26 protein-coding genes and 1 pseudogene are annotated in these 24,121 nt (G+C 35.4%); 5 read left to right on the top strand and 22 right to left on the bottom strand.

Going from position 1 to position 24,121, the window contains the following annotated elements; all coding sequences use genetic code 11:
• Positions 1-208: 208 nt before the first annotated feature.
• Positions 209-325, top strand: a pseudogene (locus RE409_RS06020) (YjcZ family sporulation protein); the annotation flags it as partial.
• A 199-nt stretch (positions 326-524) separates the two neighbouring features.
• Here the strand turns inward: RE409_RS06020 and RE409_RS06015 are convergent.
• The 7 genes from RE409_RS06015 to RE409_RS05985 all read right to left on the bottom strand — a co-directional run bounded on the left by RE409_RS06015 (position 525) and on the right by RE409_RS05985 (position 5,533).
• Entirely contained in the window at positions 525-881 is a 357-nt protein-coding gene (locus RE409_RS06015; RefSeq protein ID WP_201221787.1) for an NUDIX hydrolase, read from the bottom strand.
• 558 nt (positions 882-1,439) lie between these two features.
• Complete coding sequence (locus RE409_RS06010; RefSeq protein ID WP_201221789.1) at positions 1,440-2,075, bottom strand: DUF3885 domain-containing protein; 636 nt, start codon at positions 2,073-2,075, stop codon at positions 1,440-1,442.
• Positions 2,076-2,307: 232 nt separating this feature from the next.
• Positions 2,308-2,877 carry a dihydrofolate reductase family protein gene (locus tag RE409_RS06005; protein WP_201221791.1) on the bottom strand — a complete coding sequence of 190 codons (570 nt, stop codon included), beginning with the start codon at positions 2,875-2,877 and terminating at the stop codon, positions 2,308-2,310.
• Positions 2,878-3,360: 483 nt separating this feature from the next.
• Positions 3,361-3,744 carry a VOC family protein gene (locus RE409_RS06000; RefSeq protein WP_201221793.1) on the bottom strand — a complete coding sequence of 128 codons (384 nt, stop codon included), beginning with the start codon at positions 3,742-3,744 and terminating at the stop codon, positions 3,361-3,363.
• A 98-nt stretch (positions 3,745-3,842) separates the two neighbouring features.
• Positions 3,843-4,121, bottom strand: coding sequence for an ArsR/SmtB family transcription factor (locus tag RE409_RS05995; protein ID WP_201221795.1), 279 nt, complete (start codon positions 4,119-4,121; stop codon positions 3,843-3,845).
• A 214-nt stretch (positions 4,122-4,335) separates the two neighbouring features.
• A complete protein-coding gene (locus tag RE409_RS05990) occupies positions 4,336-5,028 on the bottom strand; it encodes an aspartate/glutamate racemase family protein (RefSeq protein WP_201221797.1) in 693 nt (230 codons plus the stop codon).
• Positions 5,029-5,227: 199 nt separating this feature from the next.
• On the bottom strand, positions 5,228-5,533 hold the full coding sequence (locus RE409_RS05985) for an NIPSNAP family protein (RefSeq protein WP_201182090.1): 306 nt from the start codon (positions 5,531-5,533) through the stop codon (positions 5,228-5,230).
• A gap of 352 nt (positions 5,534-5,885) precedes the next feature.
• Here RE409_RS05985 and RE409_RS05980 point away from each other — a divergent pair, with 352 nt between their 5' ends.
• A complete protein-coding gene (locus tag RE409_RS05980; protein WP_309558694.1) occupies positions 5,886-7,118 on the top strand; it encodes an IS110 family RNA-guided transposase in 1,233 nt (410 codons plus the stop codon).
• Positions 7,119-7,279: 161 nt separating this feature from the next.
• Here RE409_RS05980 and RE409_RS05975 read toward each other — a convergent pair whose 3' ends face one another.
• Positions 7,280-7,837: a cysteine hydrolase family protein gene (locus RE409_RS05975; protein ID WP_201182092.1), complete on the bottom strand. Its 558-nt coding sequence runs from the start codon at positions 7,835-7,837 to the stop codon at positions 7,280-7,282.
• Between the two features lie 390 nt (positions 7,838-8,227).
• On the opposite strand from RE409_RS05975, the gene RE409_RS05970 reads away from it, so the two are divergent.
• A complete protein-coding gene (locus tag RE409_RS05970) occupies positions 8,228-9,463 on the top strand; it encodes an IS110 family RNA-guided transposase (protein ID WP_116821653.1) in 1,236 nt (411 codons plus the stop codon).
• Positions 9,464-9,678: 215 nt separating this feature from the next.
• Here the strand turns inward: RE409_RS05970 and RE409_RS05965 are convergent, their stop codons facing one another.
• From RE409_RS05965 to RE409_RS05910, 12 genes are all read right to left on the bottom strand, one after another.
• The gene (locus tag RE409_RS05965) at positions 9,679-10,470 is read right to left on the bottom strand and encodes a phosphotransferase (RefSeq protein WP_201182093.1); all 792 of its coding nucleotides are present in this window, start codon (positions 10,468-10,470) and stop codon (positions 9,679-9,681) included.
• A gap of 164 nt (positions 10,471-10,634) precedes the next feature.
• A complete protein-coding gene (locus RE409_RS05960; RefSeq protein WP_201182096.1) occupies positions 10,635-11,216 on the bottom strand; it encodes a putative periplasmic lipoprotein in 582 nt (193 codons plus the stop codon).
• Positions 11,217-11,592: 376 nt separating this feature from the next.
• Entirely contained in the window at positions 11,593-12,618 is a 1,026-nt protein-coding gene (locus tag RE409_RS05955) for an alpha/beta hydrolase (RefSeq protein WP_207198774.1), read from the bottom strand.
• Positions 12,619-13,230: 612 nt separating this feature from the next.
• The gene (locus RE409_RS05950; RefSeq protein WP_201221801.1) at positions 13,231-13,989 is read right to left on the bottom strand and encodes a class I SAM-dependent methyltransferase; all 759 of its coding nucleotides are present in this window, start codon (positions 13,987-13,989) and stop codon (positions 13,231-13,233) included.
• Between the two features lie 273 nt (positions 13,990-14,262).
• Positions 14,263-14,739 carry a GNAT family N-acetyltransferase gene (locus RE409_RS05945; RefSeq protein WP_201182103.1) on the bottom strand — a complete coding sequence of 159 codons (477 nt, stop codon included), beginning with the start codon at positions 14,737-14,739 and terminating at the stop codon, positions 14,263-14,265.
• Between the two features lie 212 nt (positions 14,740-14,951).
• On the bottom strand, positions 14,952-15,803 hold the full coding sequence (locus RE409_RS05940; protein WP_309558692.1) for a leucine-rich repeat domain-containing protein: 852 nt from the start codon (positions 15,801-15,803) through the stop codon (positions 14,952-14,954).
• A gap of 742 nt (positions 15,804-16,545) precedes the next feature.
• A complete protein-coding gene (locus tag RE409_RS05935) occupies positions 16,546-17,013 on the bottom strand; it encodes a GNAT family N-acetyltransferase (protein WP_201182107.1) in 468 nt (155 codons plus the stop codon).
• A gap of 477 nt (positions 17,014-17,490) precedes the next feature.
• Positions 17,491-17,982, bottom strand: a complete 492-nt coding sequence (locus RE409_RS05930; protein WP_098372726.1) for a DinB family protein — start codon at positions 17,980-17,982, stop codon at positions 17,491-17,493.
• A 234-nt stretch (positions 17,983-18,216) separates the two neighbouring features.
• On the bottom strand, positions 18,217-18,555 hold the full coding sequence (locus RE409_RS05925; RefSeq protein ID WP_207196277.1) for a hypothetical protein: 339 nt from the start codon (positions 18,553-18,555) through the stop codon (positions 18,217-18,219).
• A 163-nt stretch (positions 18,556-18,718) separates the two neighbouring features.
• Complete coding sequence (locus tag RE409_RS05920; RefSeq protein ID WP_274608343.1) at positions 18,719-18,850, bottom strand: hypothetical protein; 132 nt, start codon at positions 18,848-18,850, stop codon at positions 18,719-18,721.
• A 105-nt stretch (positions 18,851-18,955) separates the two neighbouring features.
• Positions 18,956-19,408: a hypothetical protein gene (locus tag RE409_RS05915; RefSeq protein WP_201221803.1), complete on the bottom strand. Its 453-nt coding sequence runs from the start codon at positions 19,406-19,408 to the stop codon at positions 18,956-18,958.
• Positions 19,408-19,713, bottom strand: a complete 306-nt coding sequence (locus RE409_RS05910; RefSeq protein ID WP_201221805.1) for a hypothetical protein — start codon at positions 19,711-19,713, stop codon at positions 19,408-19,410. Before RE409_RS05910 ends, RE409_RS05915 begins: the two co-directional genes overlap by 1 nt.
• A 365-nt stretch (positions 19,714-20,078) precedes the next feature.
• Here RE409_RS05910 and RE409_RS05905 point away from each other — a divergent pair, with 365 nt between their 5' ends.
• Positions 20,079-21,314 carry an IS110 family RNA-guided transposase gene (locus RE409_RS05905; protein ID WP_309557836.1) on the top strand — a complete coding sequence of 412 codons (1,236 nt, stop codon included), beginning with the start codon at positions 20,079-20,081 and terminating at the stop codon, positions 21,312-21,314.
• Between the two features lie 304 nt (positions 21,315-21,618).
• Entirely contained in the window at positions 21,619-22,350 is a 732-nt protein-coding gene (locus RE409_RS05900) for a polyadenylate binding domain-containing protein (RefSeq protein WP_242489024.1), read from the top strand.
• 384 nt (positions 22,351-22,734) lie between these two features.
• On the opposite strand, the gene RE409_RS05895 is transcribed toward RE409_RS05900, so the two are convergent.
• Together RE409_RS05895 and RE409_RS05890 are read right to left on the bottom strand one after the other, a co-directional pair.
• Positions 22,735-23,232 carry an LURP-one-related/scramblase family protein gene (locus tag RE409_RS05895; protein WP_201182109.1) on the bottom strand — a complete coding sequence of 166 codons (498 nt, stop codon included), beginning with the start codon at positions 23,230-23,232 and terminating at the stop codon, positions 22,735-22,737.
• Positions 23,233-23,632: 400 nt separating this feature from the next.
• The gene (locus RE409_RS05890) at positions 23,633-24,058 is read right to left on the bottom strand and encodes an Lrp/AsnC family transcriptional regulator (RefSeq protein WP_309558689.1); all 426 of its coding nucleotides are present in this window, start codon (positions 24,056-24,058) and stop codon (positions 23,633-23,635) included.
• Positions 24,059-24,121 lie beyond the last annotated feature (63 nt).

Here is a 24,121-nt window from a genome sequence, read left to right as displayed (position 1 = left end):
GCAATAAAACCACTTCGATAAAAAAAACCTAAGTTTTGTCTTTCAAGAAAAAGTGACTCACAGTTTATATGCCGTGCGGCTTACATTCAATAAGAGGTACCCCCAACATTTTATCCAATAAACTTGTGTCATTTTCCTGATTAGAGCATAAGGTGATATAACCCATTTAATTAATTTCCTCCTTAAAAACAAATAAGGAGATGTCTGTATGTCAGGTTGTGAATCAAGATGTGACGACGGTTTTGGATTTGGTGGAGGTTTCGCCTTTATAGTCGTTTTGTTTATACTTTTAATCATTGTTGGAGCTAGCTTTGTTGGTGGATACGGCGGCGGTGGCTATGGTTACGGGGGCGGTTACGGAGGTTGCTGCTAAAATAGTATGAAAAAAGCCGACCTTTATTGGTCGGTTTCTTCAATTAATCTGCCCTGATAGTTGCATAAAGAAAAGCTGCCTTAAAGACAGCTCTGATCTTCAGCTAACGCAACTGTTAGTTGATTAAGATTCTATGTTATAAATTTGTTTATTAACATTCACCCTGAAAAGTGTAAGGTGACGAGGATTTTAGTAATCTTTCTACTCCTTCTCTATGGTATGGCATTAAGTTATTAGCAGTATTTATGTCCACCCATTTAATCTCAGCAATTTCATTCTTGTCTTCAATTGTAATTTCTCCGTCAATAACTTTTGTTCCAAATGTAATCATTAAACCGTGATGTCCCTGTTTTGAAAAAAATACCTCATTAACCGCAATAATACTTCCTACTTCAATTACTAAACCTGTTTCTTCTCTTGTTTCCCGAATAACAGCTTGTTCTAAGGTTTCTCCTATTTCAACTGCCCCACCCGGTAGTGACCAAGTTGAATGCTGATTATTAACCATTAATACTTTTTATGTTATTTCGTCATAAATTAACGCATATACAACATCTACTCTCTTCACACCATACCACCTCTTAATTTTCTAATATATATTTTAACACTTTGCTTCAATACACTGCTTTATTGAACAAACCTGCCCCGATAGTTGCATAAAGAAAAAGCTGCCTTTTAAAGACAGCTCCGATCCTAAGCTAAAGCACCCGTTAGCTGAATAAAAAATACTTTATTTAACTAAACTCAAGTTCATTATTTTTGATATTTTGTATTTTGCATTGCCCACAAAACCCAAAAAAACATAATTAAATTAATAAAAAATAAATTCAATGTAATTCTTTCATGAAAAACAATTGAAATAACATCATTAACAATTAAACTAACTAAAGTTAATAAAACACCTAGTAACAATGCATGAACAGATAGTTTTAATATCTTCACTTCTGAAAAGTTTGGTAAATTTAATATTTTATCTCACTCCTTAAACAGCATCGTAAGCATATATAATTACCAATAGCACCGATTTTCAGCTAAAGCACCCGTAAGTTCAACAAGAAGACATCCTTTATTTGAATATCTCGTCTATTTCATTTCTGTCGTAATCTAATATCCAATCGTTGTATTTGTCATAAACCTCTCTTATTGTTTCAGACGTGGTTGCCAATAAATCACAACCCCTGTCATCATAAACGTGAAATATAGTTTTCCTGTTGATGTTTATAAAATAGACGCTATTATAAATACTTGGTCTTATACCCATATCCTGATTGCAGATTGCTTTTAACATTGGAATGTATTTGAAGTCAGAAGTTTTACATTTTAAAGTAAATCTATGAGTTTTATATTTTCCTTCTTCATCATCGTCAGGAAAAATATAAGGAATTGTTTTTTGGTTTAACCCATATAGGACCGATTTCTCTTTAATATAACGCGAAAAAGTTTTTGATTTATGTTTAAAACCATCTGCATAATCGTTTACGTCAACTACGATATAAATATCATCGTTATGAGAATGCAAGAACTTAAATAAAGTGATAGCCCTTTTATATACTCGATGTAGATATGGGCTATTTTCATAAGCATATTCACTATCATAGTCCACACCTAACTCAAAACGGATACCGATTTTCCAACTATAAAACAAGGGTGGTCTAAGTTCTAAGTTTGGGAAATTCTCATTCACAAAGTCGTTTAAAAGCATTTTTGCACCTCGTTAATTTCCTTCATTATACCATTCCTTAATGAATTATCCTGCCCCGTTAGTGCCATAAGAAAAAGGCTGCCTCAGCAACCTTCCTTATTGAAATAAAGCACCTGTTAGTTCTATAAGAAAAGCGAACCTTATTCAAGAATCGCGCCCGATTGTTGAAGTAGTGACAATTACTATCGAGTATTACCTATATTGTATTTTATCTTTGGAATGTGCAATATTATTAATTCCCATTCAAATGATAGATTAGTTGCACAACGCCAGAGGAGAACGTTCTTGTATTAACCATTTTTAAATTCAACCTCTGTTTTATATCAATAAACAACGGTTTTCCTTCTCCCAAAATAACAGGGTGAACAGATAATCTAAATTCATCAACAAGCCCTAAATTGATAAAAGTTGTAATAAGACTTGCTCCACCATATAACCAGATGTCTTTACCAGGCTTATTCTTTAATTTATTTACTTCTTTAAGAATATTATCATTTATGAATATTGCTTTATTATCAGTCCCTTTTTGCGTTCTGGAAAACACATATTTTTCCTTACTATGAACTAATTCCCAAATTTCTTTTTCAGTATCAATATCTTCAATTTCTGGAGTAAATTGTCCCCATAAATCGTAGCTTTTTCTTCCATATAAAATAGTATCAATTTGATTTAAGAAATTAATAAACCCCATCTCAGAGTCCATGATGCACCAATCAACTTCCCCATTTTCCCCTTCAATAAAACCATCTAAAGTAATTGCTAAATCTAAAATTATTCTTCTTGGTCTTACGTTATTGGACATAGTTTCTTCCTCCCTTTAATCATTTAGATATTGTTTCTCCCGCCAAGTTTTTTTATATTTTCATTATTTACAGCATTTATTTCTGAATAAAGTTACTGATGTTATTAAACTGCCTTAACTTAATAACAATCATCTCAAATTGCCATTATTTCCACAATTAGTTATTCAAGAATATGGACCAATTGTTGAACAAATCAATATGCACTCTTGAACTATCCTGCCCCGTTTGTTCAATAAGAAAAGCGATCCTTATTAAAGAATCGCTCTTCGTTAGTTTAATTGAACTTATTCACAATATTACATATCTATTGGAGAATTACAACAATGTCATTTATCATTAAACCTTAAACATGTATAACCCCGTCCTAAAATTAGGACAGGGTTAACATAAAGTTGTTTAATTATTGATAAAAACACTTCACCCAACTTAAAACATAACAATAAAGCCGTTTAGAACTAGGTTACATCTATTTCTACATAAAGTTACTTCTGTAATATCTGAATAAGGTTGCCGCATGTATCGTCGAAGACAGCTATTGTGACTTCGCCCATTTTTGTCGGCTCCATAGTAAACTTCACGCCGTTTTCCAATAATCGTTTGTACTCTTTATGAATATCTGCAACGCCAAACATTGTTGCTGGGATGCCTTCGGCAAATATCTTCTTTTGATACTCCTTTGCGGCAGGATGCTCATCCGGTTCGAGTAAAAGCTCGGTACCGTCATGATCATCGGGAGAAACAAGCGTAATCCACCTGAATTTCCCCATGGGAACGTCATGCTTTTTTACAAATCCCAGCTTTTCTGAATAAAATTCCAGTGCCCTGTCTTGGTCTTGTACGAATATACTGGTAACAATGATTTTCATAATGTTTTGCCTCCTTTGATATTTACCACGTTAGTGCTCTGCAAACAATGGCTCCAAGCAGAAAAACCCCTACATTCGTCAGAAGTTTTTAAAATAACTTACTCTATCCATCCTTTTAGCAAATTTTTAAGTGGTTCGTTGTTAAATATAACTACTCGATATTTTCCCTCTCTTTTTGATTTTACGAGCCCTGCATCTTCCAGTACAGAAAGATGTTTAGCTATCGCCTGTCGCGTAATGGAAAGGTCGTGCTTCGTAATAAGACGTACCGTAAGTTCATACAACGTCTGCTCGTTACGTTCAGAAAGTTCGTCTAATATTAGCCGTCGAGTCGAGTCTCCAAGTGCTTTGAATATAGAGTCTTTGTCCCAATTCATATATCGAGTATAAGCAACTGTATGGTTGCATGATAGTAGTTTGAACCATTATAGAAAAATAAATTATTAACACTTTTCTTCTTCAACTAACCTGACCCGTTTGTTCCATAAGAAAAGGAGCTGCTTTTCAGCTCCTGGTATTGAAGTAAAGCACCTGTTAGATGAATAAGGAAAAAGAGATTTACCTAGAATTGAAGTACAGTGTCTAATCAAATTATTTTTCTAATGCCATATTAACAGATTCAATAGCATGTATTTCTGTTGTATCAAATAATGGCACTTCTGAATCCTCAGGTTTTACTAATAATCCAATTTCTGTGCAACCTAATATTATTCCTTCAGCTCCATCATCAACTAAACTCTTGATAACCTTTTTGTAATAATCCCTTGATGATTGTTGAATTTTCCCTAAACATAACTCTTCATAAATTACTTTATTTATAACTTTTCTATCCTCATCATTTGGTATCAAAACCTTAATACCATTAAACTCTATTCGTGTTTTATAAAAGTCTTGCTCCATCGTATATTTAGTACCAAGTAAACCAACCGTACTTATTTCGGACTTTTGAATTTGATTTGCTGTTGAATCAGCAATGTGTAAAATAGGTATGCTAACTTTTTCTTCAATATATCTAATCACTTTATGCATCGTATTTGTACAAATTACAATAATTTCTGCACCAGCCTTTTCCAAAGACTGAGCAACATCCCCTAATAGTTTACCAGAATTTTCCCAATCGCCTTCAGCTTGATAGCGTTCGATCTCTTCAAAATCTACGCTATATAAAATGCACTTGGCTGAATGCAATCCTCCCAATTTGGTTTTCACTTCTTCGTTAATAATACGATAATATTCTAACGATGACTCCCAACTCATTCCACCAATAAGACCAATAGTTTTCATAAATATTCCCCTTCCATTTGAAATATACTAAAAATTTTATATAAATTTAATAGACATAGTAAAATATCTTTCTTATTAATTAAACCTGCCCCGTTAGTTCCGTAAGAAAAAGGTTGCCGCAGCAACCTCCCTTATTGAAGTAAAGCACCTGTTAGCTTAACAAGGTATGTATAGATTATTTTTCAACTTTAATGTATGTTCATTCGAATATAGGACGCATAAAGCTTCTCTCATAACTTAAAATACATTTAGTCTCTTCTGCAAAATTATATGCTTCTTGACATTCTGCATCCAATGCCATTTTTACTCGGTACTCTTCATATGCTGCTAAACTTGGGAAAGTGAATAATGCATAAGCAATATTATTAGCACCCTCATGTGGAAGAAAATAACCCTGATGTGTACCGCCAAATTTATTAACTAATCGAATCCACATCTTACCGTATTCCTCGAACTCATTTAATTTATATGGGTCAATAACATATTTCAAATAGCATGTAACCATTTTAACCCCCCTAAAAAAAGCCATTTTTTCCATCATAACATATAATTCGACTAACCTGCCCCTATAGTTGCATAAGAAACTCCTATGGCGGCGCTCCTCGCCGCCACCATCTACTACGAAAATCTATACTCAAAATAGAGTCTAACCCTTTAACTCCTTGACGATAATGGATGATAACAATACAACCAGGCTGAACTTTTTTTGGTGGATCTTAAGGAAGATACCCTGTATAAGAAACTGGTTGTGACAGTATTGAAGAACCATTTAGTGTATTACAAGTACGTATACAAAAATTTTTGTAACAAATCTCCTGTCATATGTATTGTTAATCTTTTATTGAGGTGATTCTCCTATGGAAGCAATGATTGAACGGTGTGCTGGCCTAGATGTACACCAAGAAACAGTAGTAGCCTGTGTATTATTTGGTCCATTAGATAAAAAGCCAAAGACCTCTATTGAAACGTTTTCAACTACAACAACGGGACTCTTGGCTTTAAGTGATTGGTTAACTACCCTTCAGGTATCCGATGTTGTGATGGAAAGTACCGGAGTCTACTGGAAACCAATATGGAATATTCTCGAAGATTCTTTTCACCTTGTTCTTGCCAATGCCAGGCATGTCAAAAATGTTCCAGGGCGTAAAACTGATGTGAAAGATGCCGAATGGCTTGCCAAGCTTCTAAGATGCGGACTTATTGAAAGCAATTTTGTTCCACCGGAGGATATTCGTGATTTACGGGATCTTACTCGTTATCGAAAAAAATTGATTCATCATCGTACATCCGAGCAGAATCGCATTCACAAAATTCTTCAAGATGCTAATATCAAGCTAACATCCGTACTATCAGACATTTTTGGTGTATCGGGACGCCGTATCCTTGAAGCGATTCTAAACGGTGAAAAAATAGAGACCGATGGTCTTCGAAAAATGGTGGATTGGCGAACAAAAGCTAGTATTACGGACATTGCCAGTGCAATTAATGGACGTATTCGCCGTCATCATCGTGATATGTTGCGTTACCATTGGGAGCATATGAGTTATTTAGAAAAAGCCATAGAAGAATTGGAAAAACAAATCGATCAACTCCTGTCCCCCTATCGTAAGGAAGTAGAATTATTGGATGGAATACCTGGTGTGAACAAAGCTGCCGCAGCTACTTTTATTGCAGAGATGGGCGTGGATATGTCCGTATTTAAGTCAGCTAAACATCTTGCCTCTTGGGCTGGTGTGAGTCCTGGAAATTACGAAAGTGCTGGTAAAAAAAAAACGAGTAAAACCACACAAGGTAACAAAGCTTTGAAAACGATGGCTGTAGAATGTGTACTAGCGACATCAAGACAAAATAATCGAATTGCTTCACATCGAAAAAGGATTACCAAACGGCAGGGAAAAATGAAGGGACGAATCGCTTCTGCTCATTTACTACTAACGATTGCTTACAACATCTTAAAAACAGGGGAACCCTATCAAGAACTAGGCTCAAATTATCTTGAAGAAAAACAAAATAACAAAGAATTAAAAATGATCGAATACCTAAAAAAGAAAGGCTATACAATCGATCCATCTGAACAACAAACTGCATAACCAGTTAAAATAACGACATAGTACATTTACGTCCTTCAAAAAAATTAGAATATGGTGGGCTTATTTAAGTATGGCCTTTCACTAAAGTGTTTTCATACAAAAAGGAGCTGCTGATCAGCTCCTGATAATGAAGTAAAGCACCCTTTAGTTGAAGATGATTATTATCGGTAATTATTGTGAACAGGTTTAAACAATTCTTCATTAGTATTTCTAACAAGTGAAAAATTGTCTACATTATAGTGACCGTGAAGGGTTTCATTATGATGAAGGATTATTTGTTTTGCAGATAAGTTTTTGGAATCAGAAGTAGAATGTCCATCACCAACTAATGTTACATCAAAATGATTGATTGTTGCTGTTCTGACAGCTGTATCAATACAATGTTCCGTCTTACATCCCATTATTACAATATGGTCTACATTGTTTTTACTTAAATGTTCGTGTAATGGAGTGCCATAAAACGAATTTGTGGCAGCTTTATCAAATATAATAGCAGTTGATGGTACTCTAATATCCCTGTGTATCTGGAATCCAGGTCCTTCTCCATTTGAAACATCTAAATCTCTTATAAAAACAACGGAGATACTTTCATTTATCGCTTTTTCAATTACAGTATTAATGTTATTAACGATTTTTTCTTTCTCAAAGACTCCTTGTTCTTCTTTATTACCTTCTATTAATTCCTGTTGAGCATCGATTATCAGTAATGTTTGTTTCAATATTTTTCCCCCTAAAGTTATTAGCAGTTAGTTTTTTCCTGTTTTTTATTAAATATCAGATAGTATTTAAGCACTTCTTACTAAGCTCTTTATATTTTCGTCAAAAGATTTACTAATACCTTCTTGAACTATCCTGCCCTGTTCGTATTATAAAGGTCAGCCAGTTATTTCTGGTTGAACAATTTTTATATCGATATATGATAACGGTAGCCGGGGTAGAACGTTCCTGCCCGTGGGGCTTGGACCCCGTCAACTAAACAGTTCGCCCCCTACTTGCTTAAACATGATTTGGCTGGTTGGGACCAAGATCTCGTATAACAAGCGAAGCTATGATACTGCAAGAAGGATTAGGGGTTACCGGCAATATTATGTTTTTGGAGGAGATAAAAAATGAATCCAGTGGTTGGTCTGGATGTAGCTAAAGGTGAAAGTCAGGTTCAAGCGTTCTTGGATAAAAAGAAGCCTTATAAAAGAAGTTTTAAAGTAGCACATACCATTGAAGGACTAGAGAGCTTACACCAATATCTTAGAGAGATAGAAAACGTAACAGGAATTCGACCTCCGGTCGTTTTAGAGTCTACTGGGCATTATCATACGCCCGTTGTACAGTATTTTGAGGAGAGAGGTTACTTATTAATTATCGTTAACCCACTCATTTCTTATCGTGCGAAGAGCTCTAGTTTACGGAAAGTAAAGACAGATTTAATCGATGCACGTCACCTCTGCGAGCTGTACTATAAAGAGGATTTAGAGCCTTATAAAAAACGAGGGATACAACTCTTAAATCTTCGTAATCTTTCAAGACAACATGCAAATATAACAGGTATCTATGTACAAACAAAACTACAGTTTCAGGCTGTTCTTGATCAAGTATTTCCTGAATATAGAGGGGTTTTTGGAGATTTGTATTCGGTTGTTTCTTTGCTTACTCTATTAGAATTCCCTACTTCTGAAGACATATCAGCAGTCGATGAAGAAACTGTAGCAAATAGGATTAATGAACTTTGTCCAAGTCGTTCTAGAAAGTGGGCGAATACACAGGCAGAGAAACTTATGGCTGCCTCAGCTCGAAATCCTTTTCAGAGAACTTTATATCAGAGTCACATTTTAAGCCTAGAGATGTATATAAAAATGCTTCTAGAATACCAAAAGCACTTATCCAAATTTGAAGAAGAGATAAATGCTTTGGCAAAAGAAATTGAAGAATATAAGATTATCCAATCCATCCCTGGTATCGGTGAAAAAATCGCTACAACGATTATTTCTGAAATTGGAGAGATTGATCGGTTTAATCACCCTAAAAAACTAGTGGCATTTGCCGGAATTGATCCAAGTATCTTTGAATCAGGTAAATTTAAAGGCTCAGTAAATCGGATTACCAAAAGAGGTTCTGGTAGACTACGACATGCCTTATATATGGCAGTTCGTTGTGCCATTCGTGATTGTCGCAAGAAGAAAACGACAGATGAAATCATCCCTCGGAACAAGAGATTACGAGAGTTCTATGATAAGAAACGTGAAGAAGGAAAGCCCTTTAAAGTAGCTGTGATAGCATGTGCCAATAAGCTTCTACAATGGATTTATGCACTATTACAAAATAACTCGACTTTCCAAGATCTAACCTAGTTTAAAAGTATAACTAAATAGCACAAAACTTTCCAAATATAGTTCATTGGAAGGTTATTTAGCATGCACAAATTTAGTATAGCATGAAATATTTTAAGTTTTCATTGAAAAATGTTGACTAACTATTAGCTGGTTTAGTTGCATAAAGAAAAAGCTGCCTTAAGACAGCTCCGATCTTCAGCTAACGCACCCGTTAGTTCAACAAAAGCCTGCCCTTAAATCCACTCTTTTCCATGCTCTCGAATGAATTTAATATCGTTTTGATAATGTTCAAGATGCCCTTCATCTATCATCTTTTGAAAAGCAATGTCACCTTCACTGGCTTTTCTTGTAATTGTTTTACATAACCCTTCTAATCGTAGCAATACCATTTCCAAATAATCTTCTTCTATTCCCTCACCGTAAGATTCAAAAAACATTCTAACTCTTTGTTTTATACGGTTAGCATGCTGTAATAAATTATAATAAACTTTCTCACCTGTTTCAGAAAGATAAAATCTACTTAAGGGGACGCAATTATAAAGAGTATAAGCTATGTCCCAAAGTCTTGGACCAGGTCCAGCAACATCAAAATCAATAATACCTATTGGTCTTTTATGATTAAAAATAATGTTGTATATTGCAAAATCATTATGGCATAGTACCTCAAATTGTTGGGGGGTGTTATCTATCGATTGCCAGCTATCATCAAATGAAAAATCACTGACAGAATCATGATAAAGACGGAGCATTTTCGCTATTTCTATTAATACATCCTCAGACCACATGTATTCTTTTAAAGGATAATTACCAGCTTCTCCTTCAATATATGATAATATCTCTCTTCCTTTTTCATCAATACCTAACAACTTTGGTGCATAACTGAAACCTTTGTTCTCCAAATGCTTTAATAGCTTATGAATTTTGGGACTATCTGTCTTTAATTCTCGTCGCACAGTATTTCCCGAACGATAAACATTAGAAACATTCCCTCCTGTTAGCATTTCTTCGTTTTCATGGTTTGACATCTATATATTCCTCCCTGATATGACTTTCTATAACCCGTAAAACAATTCCTGTTTATTCAATTAACCTGCCCCTTTAGTTGCATAAAGAAAAAGCTGCCTTAAAGACAGCTCCCGATCTTCAGCTAACGCACCTGTTAGTTCAACAAATAAATTTAAAATGAAAGTTAGTTTTTAAGTTTATTCAAGTCAAATCTTGCTATTTCTTGATTTCCTATTGTTACAACTAAAAAAGCATTAAATGCACACTCTTTAAGTTCATCTAATTTTTCTTTTGAAGGTACAAGTAGTGGAACCTGGGAATTTTCTTCGCTTACACCTAAATCGTAGTTAAAAGTATACTTACCCTTTTCGTCAGACTTAAGAACTGATAGAAAAGATTGACCGAACCCTACACCACTCTCGTTATAATCTTCAGGATTATAAATATTGAAGCCTATTACATCTTCTGACACCGATTTTAATTTGTCTTTGGGCTCAATCTTAAGTTCAATTCCTTTATCAGCTTCTCCAATACTACCTACTGTTTTATTACCTGTATTTTTAATGGTAAATTCATAAAATAAAGCTGTCGGTATCAGCTCATCCCCCTTTCTTTCTCCTTCAGTTATCCCAATTGAACCAACTAAACTTTTATCTTTAACAATATCAACATTCGCATCTACTAGTTCCAGAGAAGGATTTGATGAACAAGCTGATAAAAAGAATAAAACAAAAAATAGGCTAATAAAAAGAAACCATTTCCTCAAGTAATCACCTCCAACCTCACACCACATTCAATGATTAAATTCTCATTTGATTTTTTAACTTTATTCCCCAACAAAATAATTCCCCCTTTTATTCTTACATCATCATACTTTTTTTGTAATTTTTAACTTTACCATCCTGTTTTTTTGCAACAAAAAGCCACCAAATTAGTGGCTTTCTTATAGAGTTGACCAAACTACGACATAAAAGGGAAAATATCAAAAAACTGTCTGATAATAACAGATAATTCATGGCCTCTGAAGATTAGTATTCAGCTCTAATTTTACAATTCTCCTAAGTTGTGAAAACAAAACACTTAGGCGTTCCCTGCAACAACCACTATTAGTCTGGTCTTGTCTCTAATAGGTGATCAGACTCCTAAAAGATTTTATTTGAATTATGTTTGTTATCGGCCCGAACCCAAGCGGTAAAGGCTTCAATGCCATGCACGACTGCTTCGGTACGTATGGAGTGATACAAATCAAAATTGTGCTCAGCACCAGGAAGTTCGACATAAACAACCGGATTAGATGAGGAATCACGCAGGTGCTCCGCGAAGCGTCGGGCATTTTCCACGGGCACTAACCTGTCCTGATCACCATGCGCCACGAAGAATGGCGGTGCTTCTTTTCCACTGTAAGCCATAGGAGATGAGAATAATCCAGGTTTTGTATCGATATAACCGTAATAGCCGTATAGACAAATGGCGGCAATTACCGACGTGTCCACACACTCAAAACCCGGCTGGAATGTAGGGGAATTTGGAGTTAGTGCAGCCATAGCAGTCAAATGAGCCCCAGCCGAATTGCCAGCTAAAAATATCGTCGTAGGGTCAGCTCCGTACTCGGACCCGTGCTCGCGTACCCAAGCAATCACTTTCTTAATGTCAATCAAGTGGTCGGGAAATTTTACGTCAGGACTTAAGCGGTAGTTCGCACTGATGCACACCCACCCCTTGCTCGCGAGCTGGTAAATAAGAGGGAGAGATTGGCTGTTCTTTTTACCGCCTACAAATCCTCCACCGTGCAAATGCACCAACGTGGGGCAGTCCGTCGGATGAGAACGATGGCGATAAACATCTAGTTTATTTCTCATACCTGCATTACCGTAGTTGATGTTTGCAATCCTCTCTATATCGTATCGTCTTTTAAAGAATGGACCGAGTAAAGCTGTGGAACTAAATTTCTTGTGTAATCGGCGCTCAATCTTAGGATTAATAGTAGTACGCCACTTTTTCTCCAGACTATCATCCATGGCTTGACTGACTACAGGAGAAGTTTGTAATCCCCGATGGATAATCACTAAGAGTGCTCCCACTGCCAAAATTGTTATTCCAAAAGCCATCCACCCAACCGGAGAATGAACGTCGCCTTCAATAAAGGCTAACGAAGTTGAACCAGTCAACCAGAAAAGTGCAAAGAATGGTAGCTCATTTATTACGCCACAGTAAGAACCTAAAGAATTAAAAATTCGAGAAAAGTTGGGCGGTGCCACTACGAAATACGTGCACCAAGCGACAAAAAGCACAGAAATAAGGTAACCGAGTGGTATGCTCGATATGGTCATCACGCCCTTTAGGAGATATACAATAGCATTAATTTGTTTTCTCTAGGAATTTGATGTTAACTTTTAATGTCCTCTAAAATTCCAGTATCACCTGATGGTTCAATTCAACATCATAAATATTTTCTTAGGGATATCTTATAAACGTTGCACTTTATGCAATGCCACATTTTACTATATGTAAGATCCTTATATTAATTCTTCAGTATCACCTTTAAATGCTTTTTCTAATATTTGTTCGTGAGCAAGTGGAAATCCTTCTTCGAATAAAGAAAAAGCTGCCTTAAAGACAGCTCCGATCTTCAGCTAACGCACCCGTTAGTTTAAGTGTAATTATTCACAAACTATTAGCAGGTTTAGTTAAAAATGTTTTTTATATAAAATTAAAGAACTGAGCGAAAAATAACGCTCAGTTCTTTTGCAAACATCCAGTTTCATAAATGTGCGATTATATTATTTTCGTACAGCTTCAAATGTAATGAGTTGGCTATCTTTTGATGGTTGCTTTTTGTAAGTATAATCAGCAGAACAAGTAATATCAGAAAAACCAACGCTTTCTAATATAAGTTTGAATTCTTCGATTCCGTACCATCTCATTGCAAACTTCTGTAATTCTGTGTCTACCAGCTTACCTTTTCTCCATTTCTCGTATTTTAAATAAGATAAAGTATATTGGTCAACCCAGTTGATTTCAATTGACTTGCTTTCTAATGAAATGCCTTCTTCGTTAGAAAGAGGAAAGGTTGCAGTAGTAATTTCTCCTGTACGCCAATTGCTTGGTAATTCCAAATCAACTATTACACGTCCTCCTGGCATTAGATGATTATAAAAGCATTTCAGAGCATCTTTTGCATCCATTAAATTTTCAATCAAGCAAAAGGAGCCTGTAGGTATAACGACAGCTTCATATTTTGATTCCAAAGAAAAACTACATAAGTTACCTTCATATAGCTTCGGATTTAAGTCTCTTTCTCTGCATCGTTTTCGACAAGAATCTAACATTTCAGTTGAATAGTCAATGCCATCAACAATAAATCCATTTTCAAGTAAGGGAATTAAGAATCGGCCTGATCCGACAGCAGCTTCAAGTATCTTCCCTTTAGTCCCTTTTAATCTTTCAAGATAATATTCAATATCACCGTCGATTGAATACCCCACTGGTTTGGTAAAATCATACACTTCCGTACTTAATGCACCATAATAACTAAACATTTCATTTCCTCCGATATTATATGCGGAAGAATTTTAATTGAAGTATTAAAACTTCCGCACCTCAAGTTTATTAGATGTAGGTAAAGAGCTGACTATCATATTAAATCACTCACTTTCTATACAATATTGTTACATTATATACTTTCTTTAAACTTAATACAGTTATTTCAATTTGTTTTAAGTCCATAAATATCTTATTCAACTAACCTGCCCCGATAGTTCAATAATAAGAAAAGGAGCTGTTCATCAGCTCTTGGGTTAAGTAAAAACACGTTAACTTAATAATGCTACTATCCCTTTCATTCTAACTACTTTTCCATCTAATTCGGATTTCAGCACATTTAATCCATTTTTATGATAAAACGATACTGCTTGAAGATTATTTGGTGAAACACGAAGATGATACTCAGTTACTCCCTTGTTTTGAAAAAACTTTAAAGCATACTCATGTAAATTCCTACCTAAACTAGCCCCACGTTTTTCAGGAATTAGGTAATATAGATTTACATAACCAATCTCCTTCCCTTCGTACTGCCGTATTGTAAGCTCCAGTTGACCAATTGGTATGCCGTTTTCTACTACTATTACAAAACCTTCTGAATATTTTGCAATTTGATTTTCGAGCCAGGTAAGGTAATCCTCCTCGGTTCCGAAGTCTTTATCTGTTCCAAAACTAACAATAAAGGAATCTCTGCGAAAAGGAATGACATATTTACGATGCTTTTCTACTTCAATCGGTAAAAATTCCATGTAAAACTCTCCTTATCATTTAGATACTTAAATACATTATTATATATCGAAACAGTTAATACCTTCTTCAGCTAACCTGCCCTTTTAGCCCCATAAGAAAAAGAGCTGCCAAAGCAACTCCCTTATTGAAGTAAAGCACCCGTTAGTAACAACCACAATCCGACTCCTCATAATTTATTATCAATGAGTTGAATATGTTATTGAAAGCTAGCTTATAAATAAACTATACAACCTTTTTCTTCTACTTTTTCTAACCATTTCGGTATTTTCAAGTTAGGATTCCATCTTAAATCTAAACGTTCTAATCCCTCAATTTCCATTAAAGAATCCGGCAATTCAATCAATTGATTACCCCTTAAATCTAATTCTAATAAATTTACTAGCTTTCCGATTCCATAGGGTAACGTTGTCAATTGATTATTTCTCAAATTCAATCGTCTTAACTTTTCACATTGATTGAGTGAATTCGGGACTTGTTTTAATTGATTTTCTTCCAAATCCAAAACCCGTAATAACGTCAAATTTTCAAATATTTCTGGGAGAGTAGTGAGTTGATTATTTTTAAAATGCAGCTCTCTAATATTGTTTAACATGCTAAAGCTCTTAGGTATCTTATTAAGTTTGTTATTCATTAAGCGTAACTCTATCAGGTTGGTTAATTCACCAATTTCTCTTGGTAATTCACTCAATTTATTATCGCTTAGATTTAAATATTTTAATTTTTTAAGGCTTTTAATTTCGGGGGGGACTGTTTGGAGTTTATTATTGTGAAGATATAAATAATCCTCCAAATTCACAAGGTATTCTATATCTGATGGAATTATTTCAATCTGATTATGTCCTAAGTCCATCATTCTAAGTTCTTTCAAATTTTTTATATTAGCAGAGATTTTTTCAAGCTCATTAGCAGAGATATTTAACACTTTTAAATTGTTCATTATATATATTTCTTCTGGAATCCCTCTAAAATTATTATCGAAAAGGTTGATTTCCGTAATTTCATTCAGAGATAAGTTTATATTCGGCAAAGAATTTAATTTAGCATGGGGAAAGCTAATTTCCAATTAATCTCCTCCTATTAATTATTCATCAAGAAATTTACCATACGAATAAATGTATTCTATTTTTCATTTTCTGTATAGCAAAAGTTATTCTTCTTTATCTTGTCCTTCTTGAGCTAACCTGCCCCGATAGTTCAATAAGAAAAAGTTGCCTTAAACCTACAAAATAGAGTTCATAATGTCCATATGACTTGTATCAGAATGCTTATCGTTGTAAATACGCATTTTCCTGATGCTACCCCCTATTAGGGGTACCGCCAACATTTCGGAAATTTTGTACGCTAAGAAATTTTCAAAGTGGAAAATAGGTGATTTACGTACGTTAAGATAGTTTCATAAAGGGTGTAACTGATACTTTGATTTTGGAACACCTTTTGGTACTAATATTTAGCCTGGATTGAGTTTAAATGCATCAGTACCATAAACGAACGTTAATGGAACACCCCTTTTATATCAACATTTATATCCTTAAAGTACAATTTTGCCAAAATGCTGTCTGGACCCCTATTATTGCTATCACTAGCCCTAAGTCAATCTTTTTCCAGTTCGGGTGGCGGTAGAATAAAAAATCCCCCTACGAAAGTGGGAGGATTACAAATTTGGTGGTGCAGGGAAATCCTTGCCCCACCTGCCTCGGCGAATGCCGAGAGGCTATTCTACTAAAGAGCGACCCTATTGGTGGTTTTCTACTTATACTGTCATTGGTGAGTGCAATTCTCGTTGCACCGTCGGCCCGGCACCGGATTCAGACCAGTTCCATCTTGACGATTTCCAACGAAACCGCCGCTCCGCCTTGCGAGAAAGTGCCTGTTCCCGTCTCAACAAAGCCCAATTTGCGATAGAAATCCCGTGCCGTGGTTGTGGCTTCTAAGTAGATCCGTGTCTTCCCATTCTTTCGAATGTGCCCGATGACCTTCACCATCAAGGCTTTACCGACTCCTGAACCCGCTGCCGCTCCGGAGACAAAGAGTTTGGTTACCTCGTTACCCTCCACTTCGACGAAACCAAGGATTGTCCTGTCCGACACTGCGACCCAAAGCTCCCCGCGTTCTATCGCAGGGAGGTACATGTCCGGGTCCCTCCCATCCAGCCACATGTTGATCTGCTCTTCCGTGTATTGCTCTGAGCAGAGGTTGCGGACTGAATGACGGTGAACATTGAAAATCTCTTTGCGGTTCTCGGGGGTGGCAAGGCGTATAGCGAAATCCGTCATGAAATCTCCTCCAACTTACGACTGTAATTTTTGAAAATAAACTTATATTCTTATTCCTAATTATAGGATTAAACCATTTATAAATAAAATGAAAGTTTCTTAAATTTAATTAAAAATAATTCATATGTAAGATGATATTACAGAAAGGATAGCGTTTTTTTCTCTTTTGGGGTAATGATTTGCCCTTAGCTTGATGGGCATGTGGCAGACCCCTTAGAGTAATAAAAAACGCCAAGCCGGTAATCGTTGGAGGCTTAGCGTATATTTTCGTTAAAATGTTGGCGGGACCCCTTATAGAACTAACGCACCTGTTAGTTTAAGTGAAAATCTTCACAAACTTTTTTTTTATCTTAGGCTTTGTTAAATAGTATTGTTGTTTTTCAGGTATAAAATATGGGAACGTCCGATTTGGACGTTCCCGTTCTTATTCCATTAAAGCCCCCATAATGGAATAACTGTAAAGCTAATGAGGCTTTTTTAAAAGCTGCGTTTCGCTGCCCAAGCACCTTGCATTTTACTAAGGAATACAATTTGCCCAATATGATATGCGTCGTGCATTGCTAAACTCTTCAGTTCAAGCACTAATGAATTATCTCCTGGAATCTGTCTATACAAATCTTCATGTTCTGATTTTGCTAGTATTTTTCCAAGTTCACGATGAACATAAAAGTATTCTTGTTTTGTTTCCTTCCAATTTTCTAACGTCTCAGTTGGTAATCGAAATGTAGAGTCATTATTTTCTGCCTGTGGTTCATTCGCTGTTTCACCAAGAAATCGCATCAGATATCTCTTTTCAAAGAAAAGTAAATGACAAACTAATTCCCAAATGGAATTCATTGCCCCATCAGCTGGTTTCCAAATTGCCTGTTCAAAAGTGATGTCCTCTAGCACTTTTTCAAGTGGTGGAAACCAGTCTTCTTCATCTAAGCAGCTTGCCCATTGTTGTAACAAAAGTGTCTTTACATCCATTTTCTATTCCCTCCAATTTAACCTAGATTGAATTTATTATTGCTTACCTTACAATAGATTCGCATCAGTTAAAGAGTATTCCTCTAGACAGAATTTCTTTTATATTAATTATTGTTCAACTATTCAGCCCCTTTAGTTCAATAAGAAAAAGGCTGCCGAAGCAACCTTCCTTATTGAAGTAAAGCACCCGTTACTTTAAGTACAACTCTTCACAAACTTCCAATTAAAAATCTATTAAGATAATTCCCCTAACCACCTCTCAAACCATTCGATGGGAAGTTTTACTTTAGAAAAATCCATATGTTGTAGTTCTTTTAGTGAGTAAGTGTTTGTTAAATATAAATCCCACTGTGCAGAAATATCCTCTAATACGTCGTATAACTTTTCGTCATCTAGTTCAGTCTCATCTGTATAATGTTTATCACACCAATTACAAATTTGTTGATGAGTAAATTGACCTGTTCGATTTACGACACTCTTTAACAGTTTAACTAAGTTTTCCTTACTTAACATCCAATCAATTTCAATAAAATTTGATTCTATCCAACTGCCTTCATATTTGTTCCTGCCCACCAGTTACACCTCGGTATGTTAATATGATTGGTATTTAATTCAACGAAACTTAATTGGATTCCTTCTTAAACTATCCTGCCCCTATAGTTCCATAATAAAAAGCTGCCTTAAAGACAGCTCCGATCTTTCATTTCAACTATTACTCCTACAGAAAAATACTCTCTTATCGTTTTACCCACAACCTCAAATCGCCATCGTCTTTTTTCAAATCATAGGCAATGGATGAAAGCGATTCCTGTCGCTTAAGAACTCGTTGTACAGCTTGTAATTTTTCTTTATTAAATAATTTCACCATTAAAAAAGCACCTCCAAAAGTTAGACTGTGTCTAACATTTGGGGTACAGTTCAAAAGGATAGGGGATTTATTTACCCAATTATAATTTTCATTAGTCTTATCATGTTAATTTGATATTATTTCCTTAACTACCTTAATGGTTTTTACCGAATCCCAATTAGCGTTTAACACCTCTAATGTCTTTTTAATCATATCATTGTCAATTTCAAATATTTCTTGATTGTCGAAAGTGTGTACTAAATAGACTATCAACTCCTCTTCATCGGGATCTTCTGTATCTACATTTAGGCCAACTATATCCCAAAACCATAACTGAAATTCTTCTAAGCTTATTTGTTGTTTTAAATATTTGCTTAGAATATTTATTACATACTCTTTCTTAACTTGAATGATATTATCATCTGGGTCATCGAATAATTTTGATAGTATATAATAAAATTGTCCGTCCTTATCCACTTTATAAATATCTAATGTTTCGCTTGCTATTCCCATCAATTTATCACTAGTTATATTTCCTTTTACATACTCAAATAATGCTGATATCAATTTTTTATTCATTATCTACCCACCGGTTTATGTTTTCTATGTTTAAAAGAACCATCTGAATTATAACTGTCCTTATACATACGCTTGGACTTTCCATTTTCCATTTTCCATCCATTTACTATATACTGCTCTGGATTGACCTTTGTATTGACCAGAAACTTTTTAAGATGCTCTAGACCATCCATTTTTAAGTTAAAGATTGTTATTAAATCAGTGTAAAAATATGGATCGCTTATGTAACTATCTGAGTAAGACCCTGTTAGGATTATTCCAGTAAATAAAATAAACTGGATTCCAAAATATTTAATAAGATTCAAATAGCATAAGCTCCTTCTCAGTTTCTCAGTGTGTTTCACCACTATTGTAGCTGTAAGAAACAACTTTGGGAAACAGTAAATATTGAGAAAGCTTCTTCAACTATCCTGCCCCTTCGTATTATAAGGTCAGCCAGAAAATATTTCTGGTTGACCATTTTTTATATCGATATATGATAACGGTAGCCGAGGTAGAACGTACCTGCCCGTGGGGCTTAAGATCCCGTCAACTAAACAGTTCGCCCCCTACTTGCTTAAACATGATTTGGCTGGTTGGGACCAAGATCTCGTATAACAAGCGAAGCTATGATACTGCAAGAAGGATTAGGGGTTACCGGCAAATATTATGTTTTTGGAGGAGATAAAAAATGAATCCAGTAGTTGGTCTGGATGTAGCTAAAGGTGAAAGTCAGGTTCAAGCATTCTTGGATAAGAAGAAGCCTTATAAAAGAAGTTTTAAAGTAGCACATACCATTGAAGGGCTAGAGAGCTTACACCAATATCTTAGAGAGATAGAAAACTTAGCAGGAATTCGACCTCCGGTCGTTTTAGAGTCTACTGGGCATTATCATACTCCAGTTGTTCAGTATTTCGAGGAAAGAGGTTATTTACTAATTATCATTAACCCACTTGTCTCCTATCGAGCAAAGAGCTCATCTCTACGAAAAGTAAAGACAGATGTGATTGATGCTTACCATCTCTGCGAGCTGTATTATAAAGAAGATTTGGAACCAAATAAAAAACGAGGAATTCAACTCTTAAACCTTCGTAATCTTACAAGACAACACGAAAATGTAACGGGTATATATGTACAAACGAAACTTCAATTTCAAGCAGTTCTTGATCAGGTTTTCCCTGAGTATCATGGGGTTTTTGGGGACTTATATTCAGTTGTCTCTTTACTAACCTTATTAGAATTTCCTACATCTAAAGATGTTTTGGTAGTCGATGAAGAAGCATTAGGTAATAAAATCGATGAATTATGTACAAGTCGTTCAAGAAAGTGGGCAAATACAAAGGCAAAGAAACTTATAGCTGCAGCAGCTAAAAATCCCTTTCAGACAACACTGTATCAAAGTCACATAATGAGCTTAGAAATGTATATCAAAATGCTTATGGAATACCAAAAGCACCTATCAAAGTTGGATGAAGAGATAGGTGCTTTGGCTAAAGAAATTGAAGAATATAAGATAATCCAATCAATCCCTGGTATCGGTGAAAAAATCGCGGCAACGATTATTTCTGAAATTGGTGAGATTGATCGGTTTAATCACCCTAAAAAACTCGTAGCATTTGCAGGAATTGATCCTAGTATCTTTGAATCTGGTAGATTCAAGGGATCCGTAAACAAAATAACCAAAAGAGGTTCGAGTAGATTACGGCATGCCCTATATATGGCTGTTCGATGTGCCATTCGTGATTGTCGCAAAAAGAAAACGACTGATGAAGTCATCCCTCGTAATAAGAGATTACGTGAGTTCTATGATAAGAAACGGAAAGAAGGAAAGCCCTATAAAGTAGCTGTTATAGCATGTGCTAATAAGCTTCTACAATGGATTTATGCACTATTACAAAACAACTCGACTTTCCAAGATCTAGACTAGTTTGAAAGTGCAACTAAATATCACAAAACTTTCCAAACGCTGTTCGTAGGGGGGCTATTTGGTATGTATATTTTTAGTATAGCATGAAATATTTTTAGTTTTTATTGATAAATGTTGACAAACTATTAGCTGGTTTAGTTAATTAAGGGTACTTTTTCGCTTGAATTTGAACGTATGATAATGTAAATTATCATACGTTCAAATTCTTTAAGAGGGAATGTTTACATTAAATTTCACAATAAATTTTTACTTTCATAAAATGACTATGGTTAAATGACTACTTTATAAAGGAGACAAACAATAAATGATGCCATATTCTAACATGGCTTATCCAATGTATTCGGGACAGCAGATGATGTCTTACTCTGGCATGCCTTCTCCAATGTATTCGGGACAGCAGATGATGCCTTATTCTGGCATGCCTTCTCCAATGTATTCGGGACAGCAGATGATGCCATATACTAGCATGCCTTCTCCAATGTATTCGGAACAGCAAATGATGCCATATACTAGCATGCCTTCTCCAATGTATTCGGAACAGCAAATGATGCCATATACTAGCATGCCTTCTCCAATGTATTCGGAACAGCAAATGATGCCTAGAGACATGCAAATGATGCCTAGAGACATGCAAATGATGGGTGACCCTCAAATGGTACCTCATCCTATTCTTCTTGTTGCACGACAAATCGCTCCTAATCAAATTGAAATAGTTTATGACCAGCCCACTGATTTGGAATCTGCTACAAATGTTAAGAATTACTGGATTAGAAATAATTTAGATAGACCCTCAGACATTGCTACTGTTGCAAGAGATGACATGATGCTCCTTCCAACGAATAGCCTTACATCAAATATGGCAAAGATTACGCCTGTTGATAATTCAAGAAAAAGGTTCATCATTACTTTTAACATAAATGCTACAACTGGAGTTCAATACACTGTGTTGCCTTGCTTTGTTAATTTACAAGGTAAAACAGGTTTTGGGGGAGAAAATTGGGGTCCAAAAAGCAGGAACACTTTTACATCTCAATAAACAGAGGACAAATAAGACCTTTGTCGGGTTCAACCGAGATACACGTAATTTTAGGTCTTAGCTTGTAAAAAAATAGTATAAGAAAATCCGACCTTAATTGGTCGGACTTTTTTATTTAATCTAAGTATAATCAATATTTTTATAGAGCTATTCTGCCCCTATAGTTGCATAAAGAAAAAGCTGCCTTAAAGACAGCTCCGATCTTCAGCCTGTTAGTTCTATAAGAAAAGCAAACCTTATTCAAGAATCGCGTCCGATTACTGAAGAACGAATATAAAACCTTGGTACCAAATGGCCTTGTCATTTATTATGATACGGTTCATCGCACCTATTCAAGCAGTGATTTTTTAAAAACTGTCAGCCTTTTAATTTTACATTTCTACTTTAAATCGACGCTGCTGAGGATGCAGCTGCTTGATCAGCCTTCACACAATCAATTGCAACAACGAGTGCAATAATAATGGTTTCCATCTCTTCATCTATTATTTGAACCTTGTAGCTATCGCCCCAAGTGAACCACTCCTTGCCCACTTTACCTACGATTTTACCATGCTGTAAAACTTGAAAATCCATATCCCACCAATTACCATGTACTTCAATGCCTGCCGCATCAATTGTATATCGTGCTTTTAAGAAGGAAAATTCCTTCTTTATTGTTAATACCTCTCGACCATTCACCTCAACCAAAAACTTTGGTAAAAAGCTGAACACCTTTTTCGTAATGAGTGCTACTTCATCTCTTGCTTTGTTCATAATGGAGAAAGTCTTTGGAACTTGCATAAAACTTCCCTCCACGTAATATATATCCTTCTCCTGCTGATCCTTTACTGTAAATTTCCCACTAAGACTGAATACCTTCTGCTTTATATAAAGCTGCCTCATACTTATGCCTCCCAACCTTAAGTCTTTTACATTACTTACGTTTGAAATGGGCATTGGTTCCAATCTTATGCATTAAATTCCAAATAATAGCTCCACTCAAAAGCGCCTTCTTTTCGGTTCACCACTATTTATCCTTAACTAATTTACCTTTTGTAAAGTCAGCAATTCTTCCTTCGCAATCTGGCCCAATTGTTGAACAACTCCTTATGTACTCTTGAACTATCCTGCCCCGATAGTTGCATAAGAAAAACCGTATAATGCTTCAAATTAATTGGCTTGATTATTGTTATGTGTCTCTCACTTAAACTGTGGTACGGACTCACTCCACTCTCTTAGCCATAACATTTATACTTATATGTCGTTTAAGTGAATGAATTCGTTAACGATAAAAATATTCTTATTACTGAGTCCGCTCTACCTCGGAAAGAATCACATGTGTCACTGTTGTAGCATAAGGGATTATCTGATTGATGAACTCTTCCACTTTTGGGAGACTTTCACTATGTATTTTCAACATATAACAAGTCTGTCCGGCAATTCGAAAACAAAAATCAACATTCGGAAGCTTGGCAATATAGCTCTTGAATCGGTCATACTCCCCATTTTTCACTGTTGCTTCTACGATACATTCAATCGGAAAACCAATCTTTTTATGATCAATCTCGGCAACATACCCTTTTATTATTCCGTAAGACTCCATCTGCCGAACCCGTTCTGTAACAGTGGGGGCAGATAAATTCACTTTCTTTGCCAGTTCCCTCATAGAAACCCGACTATTTATCGTTAATTCATCAAGAATGCTACGGTCTTTTTTATCAATTTTCATATAATTAGTATTCCCTTTCTTTTTCTTTCATCTATATATTATTACTCTTAAATACTTTACAAA

This window comes from Peribacillus sp. R9-11, assembly GCF_031345095.1.
GTDB classification, from domain to species: domain Bacteria; phylum Bacillota; class Bacilli; order Bacillales; family DSM-1321; genus Peribacillus; species Peribacillus butanolivorans.
The sequence above is the reverse complement of the archived record's forward strand: the minus strand, read 5'-3'. Positions and strand labels throughout refer to the sequence as shown.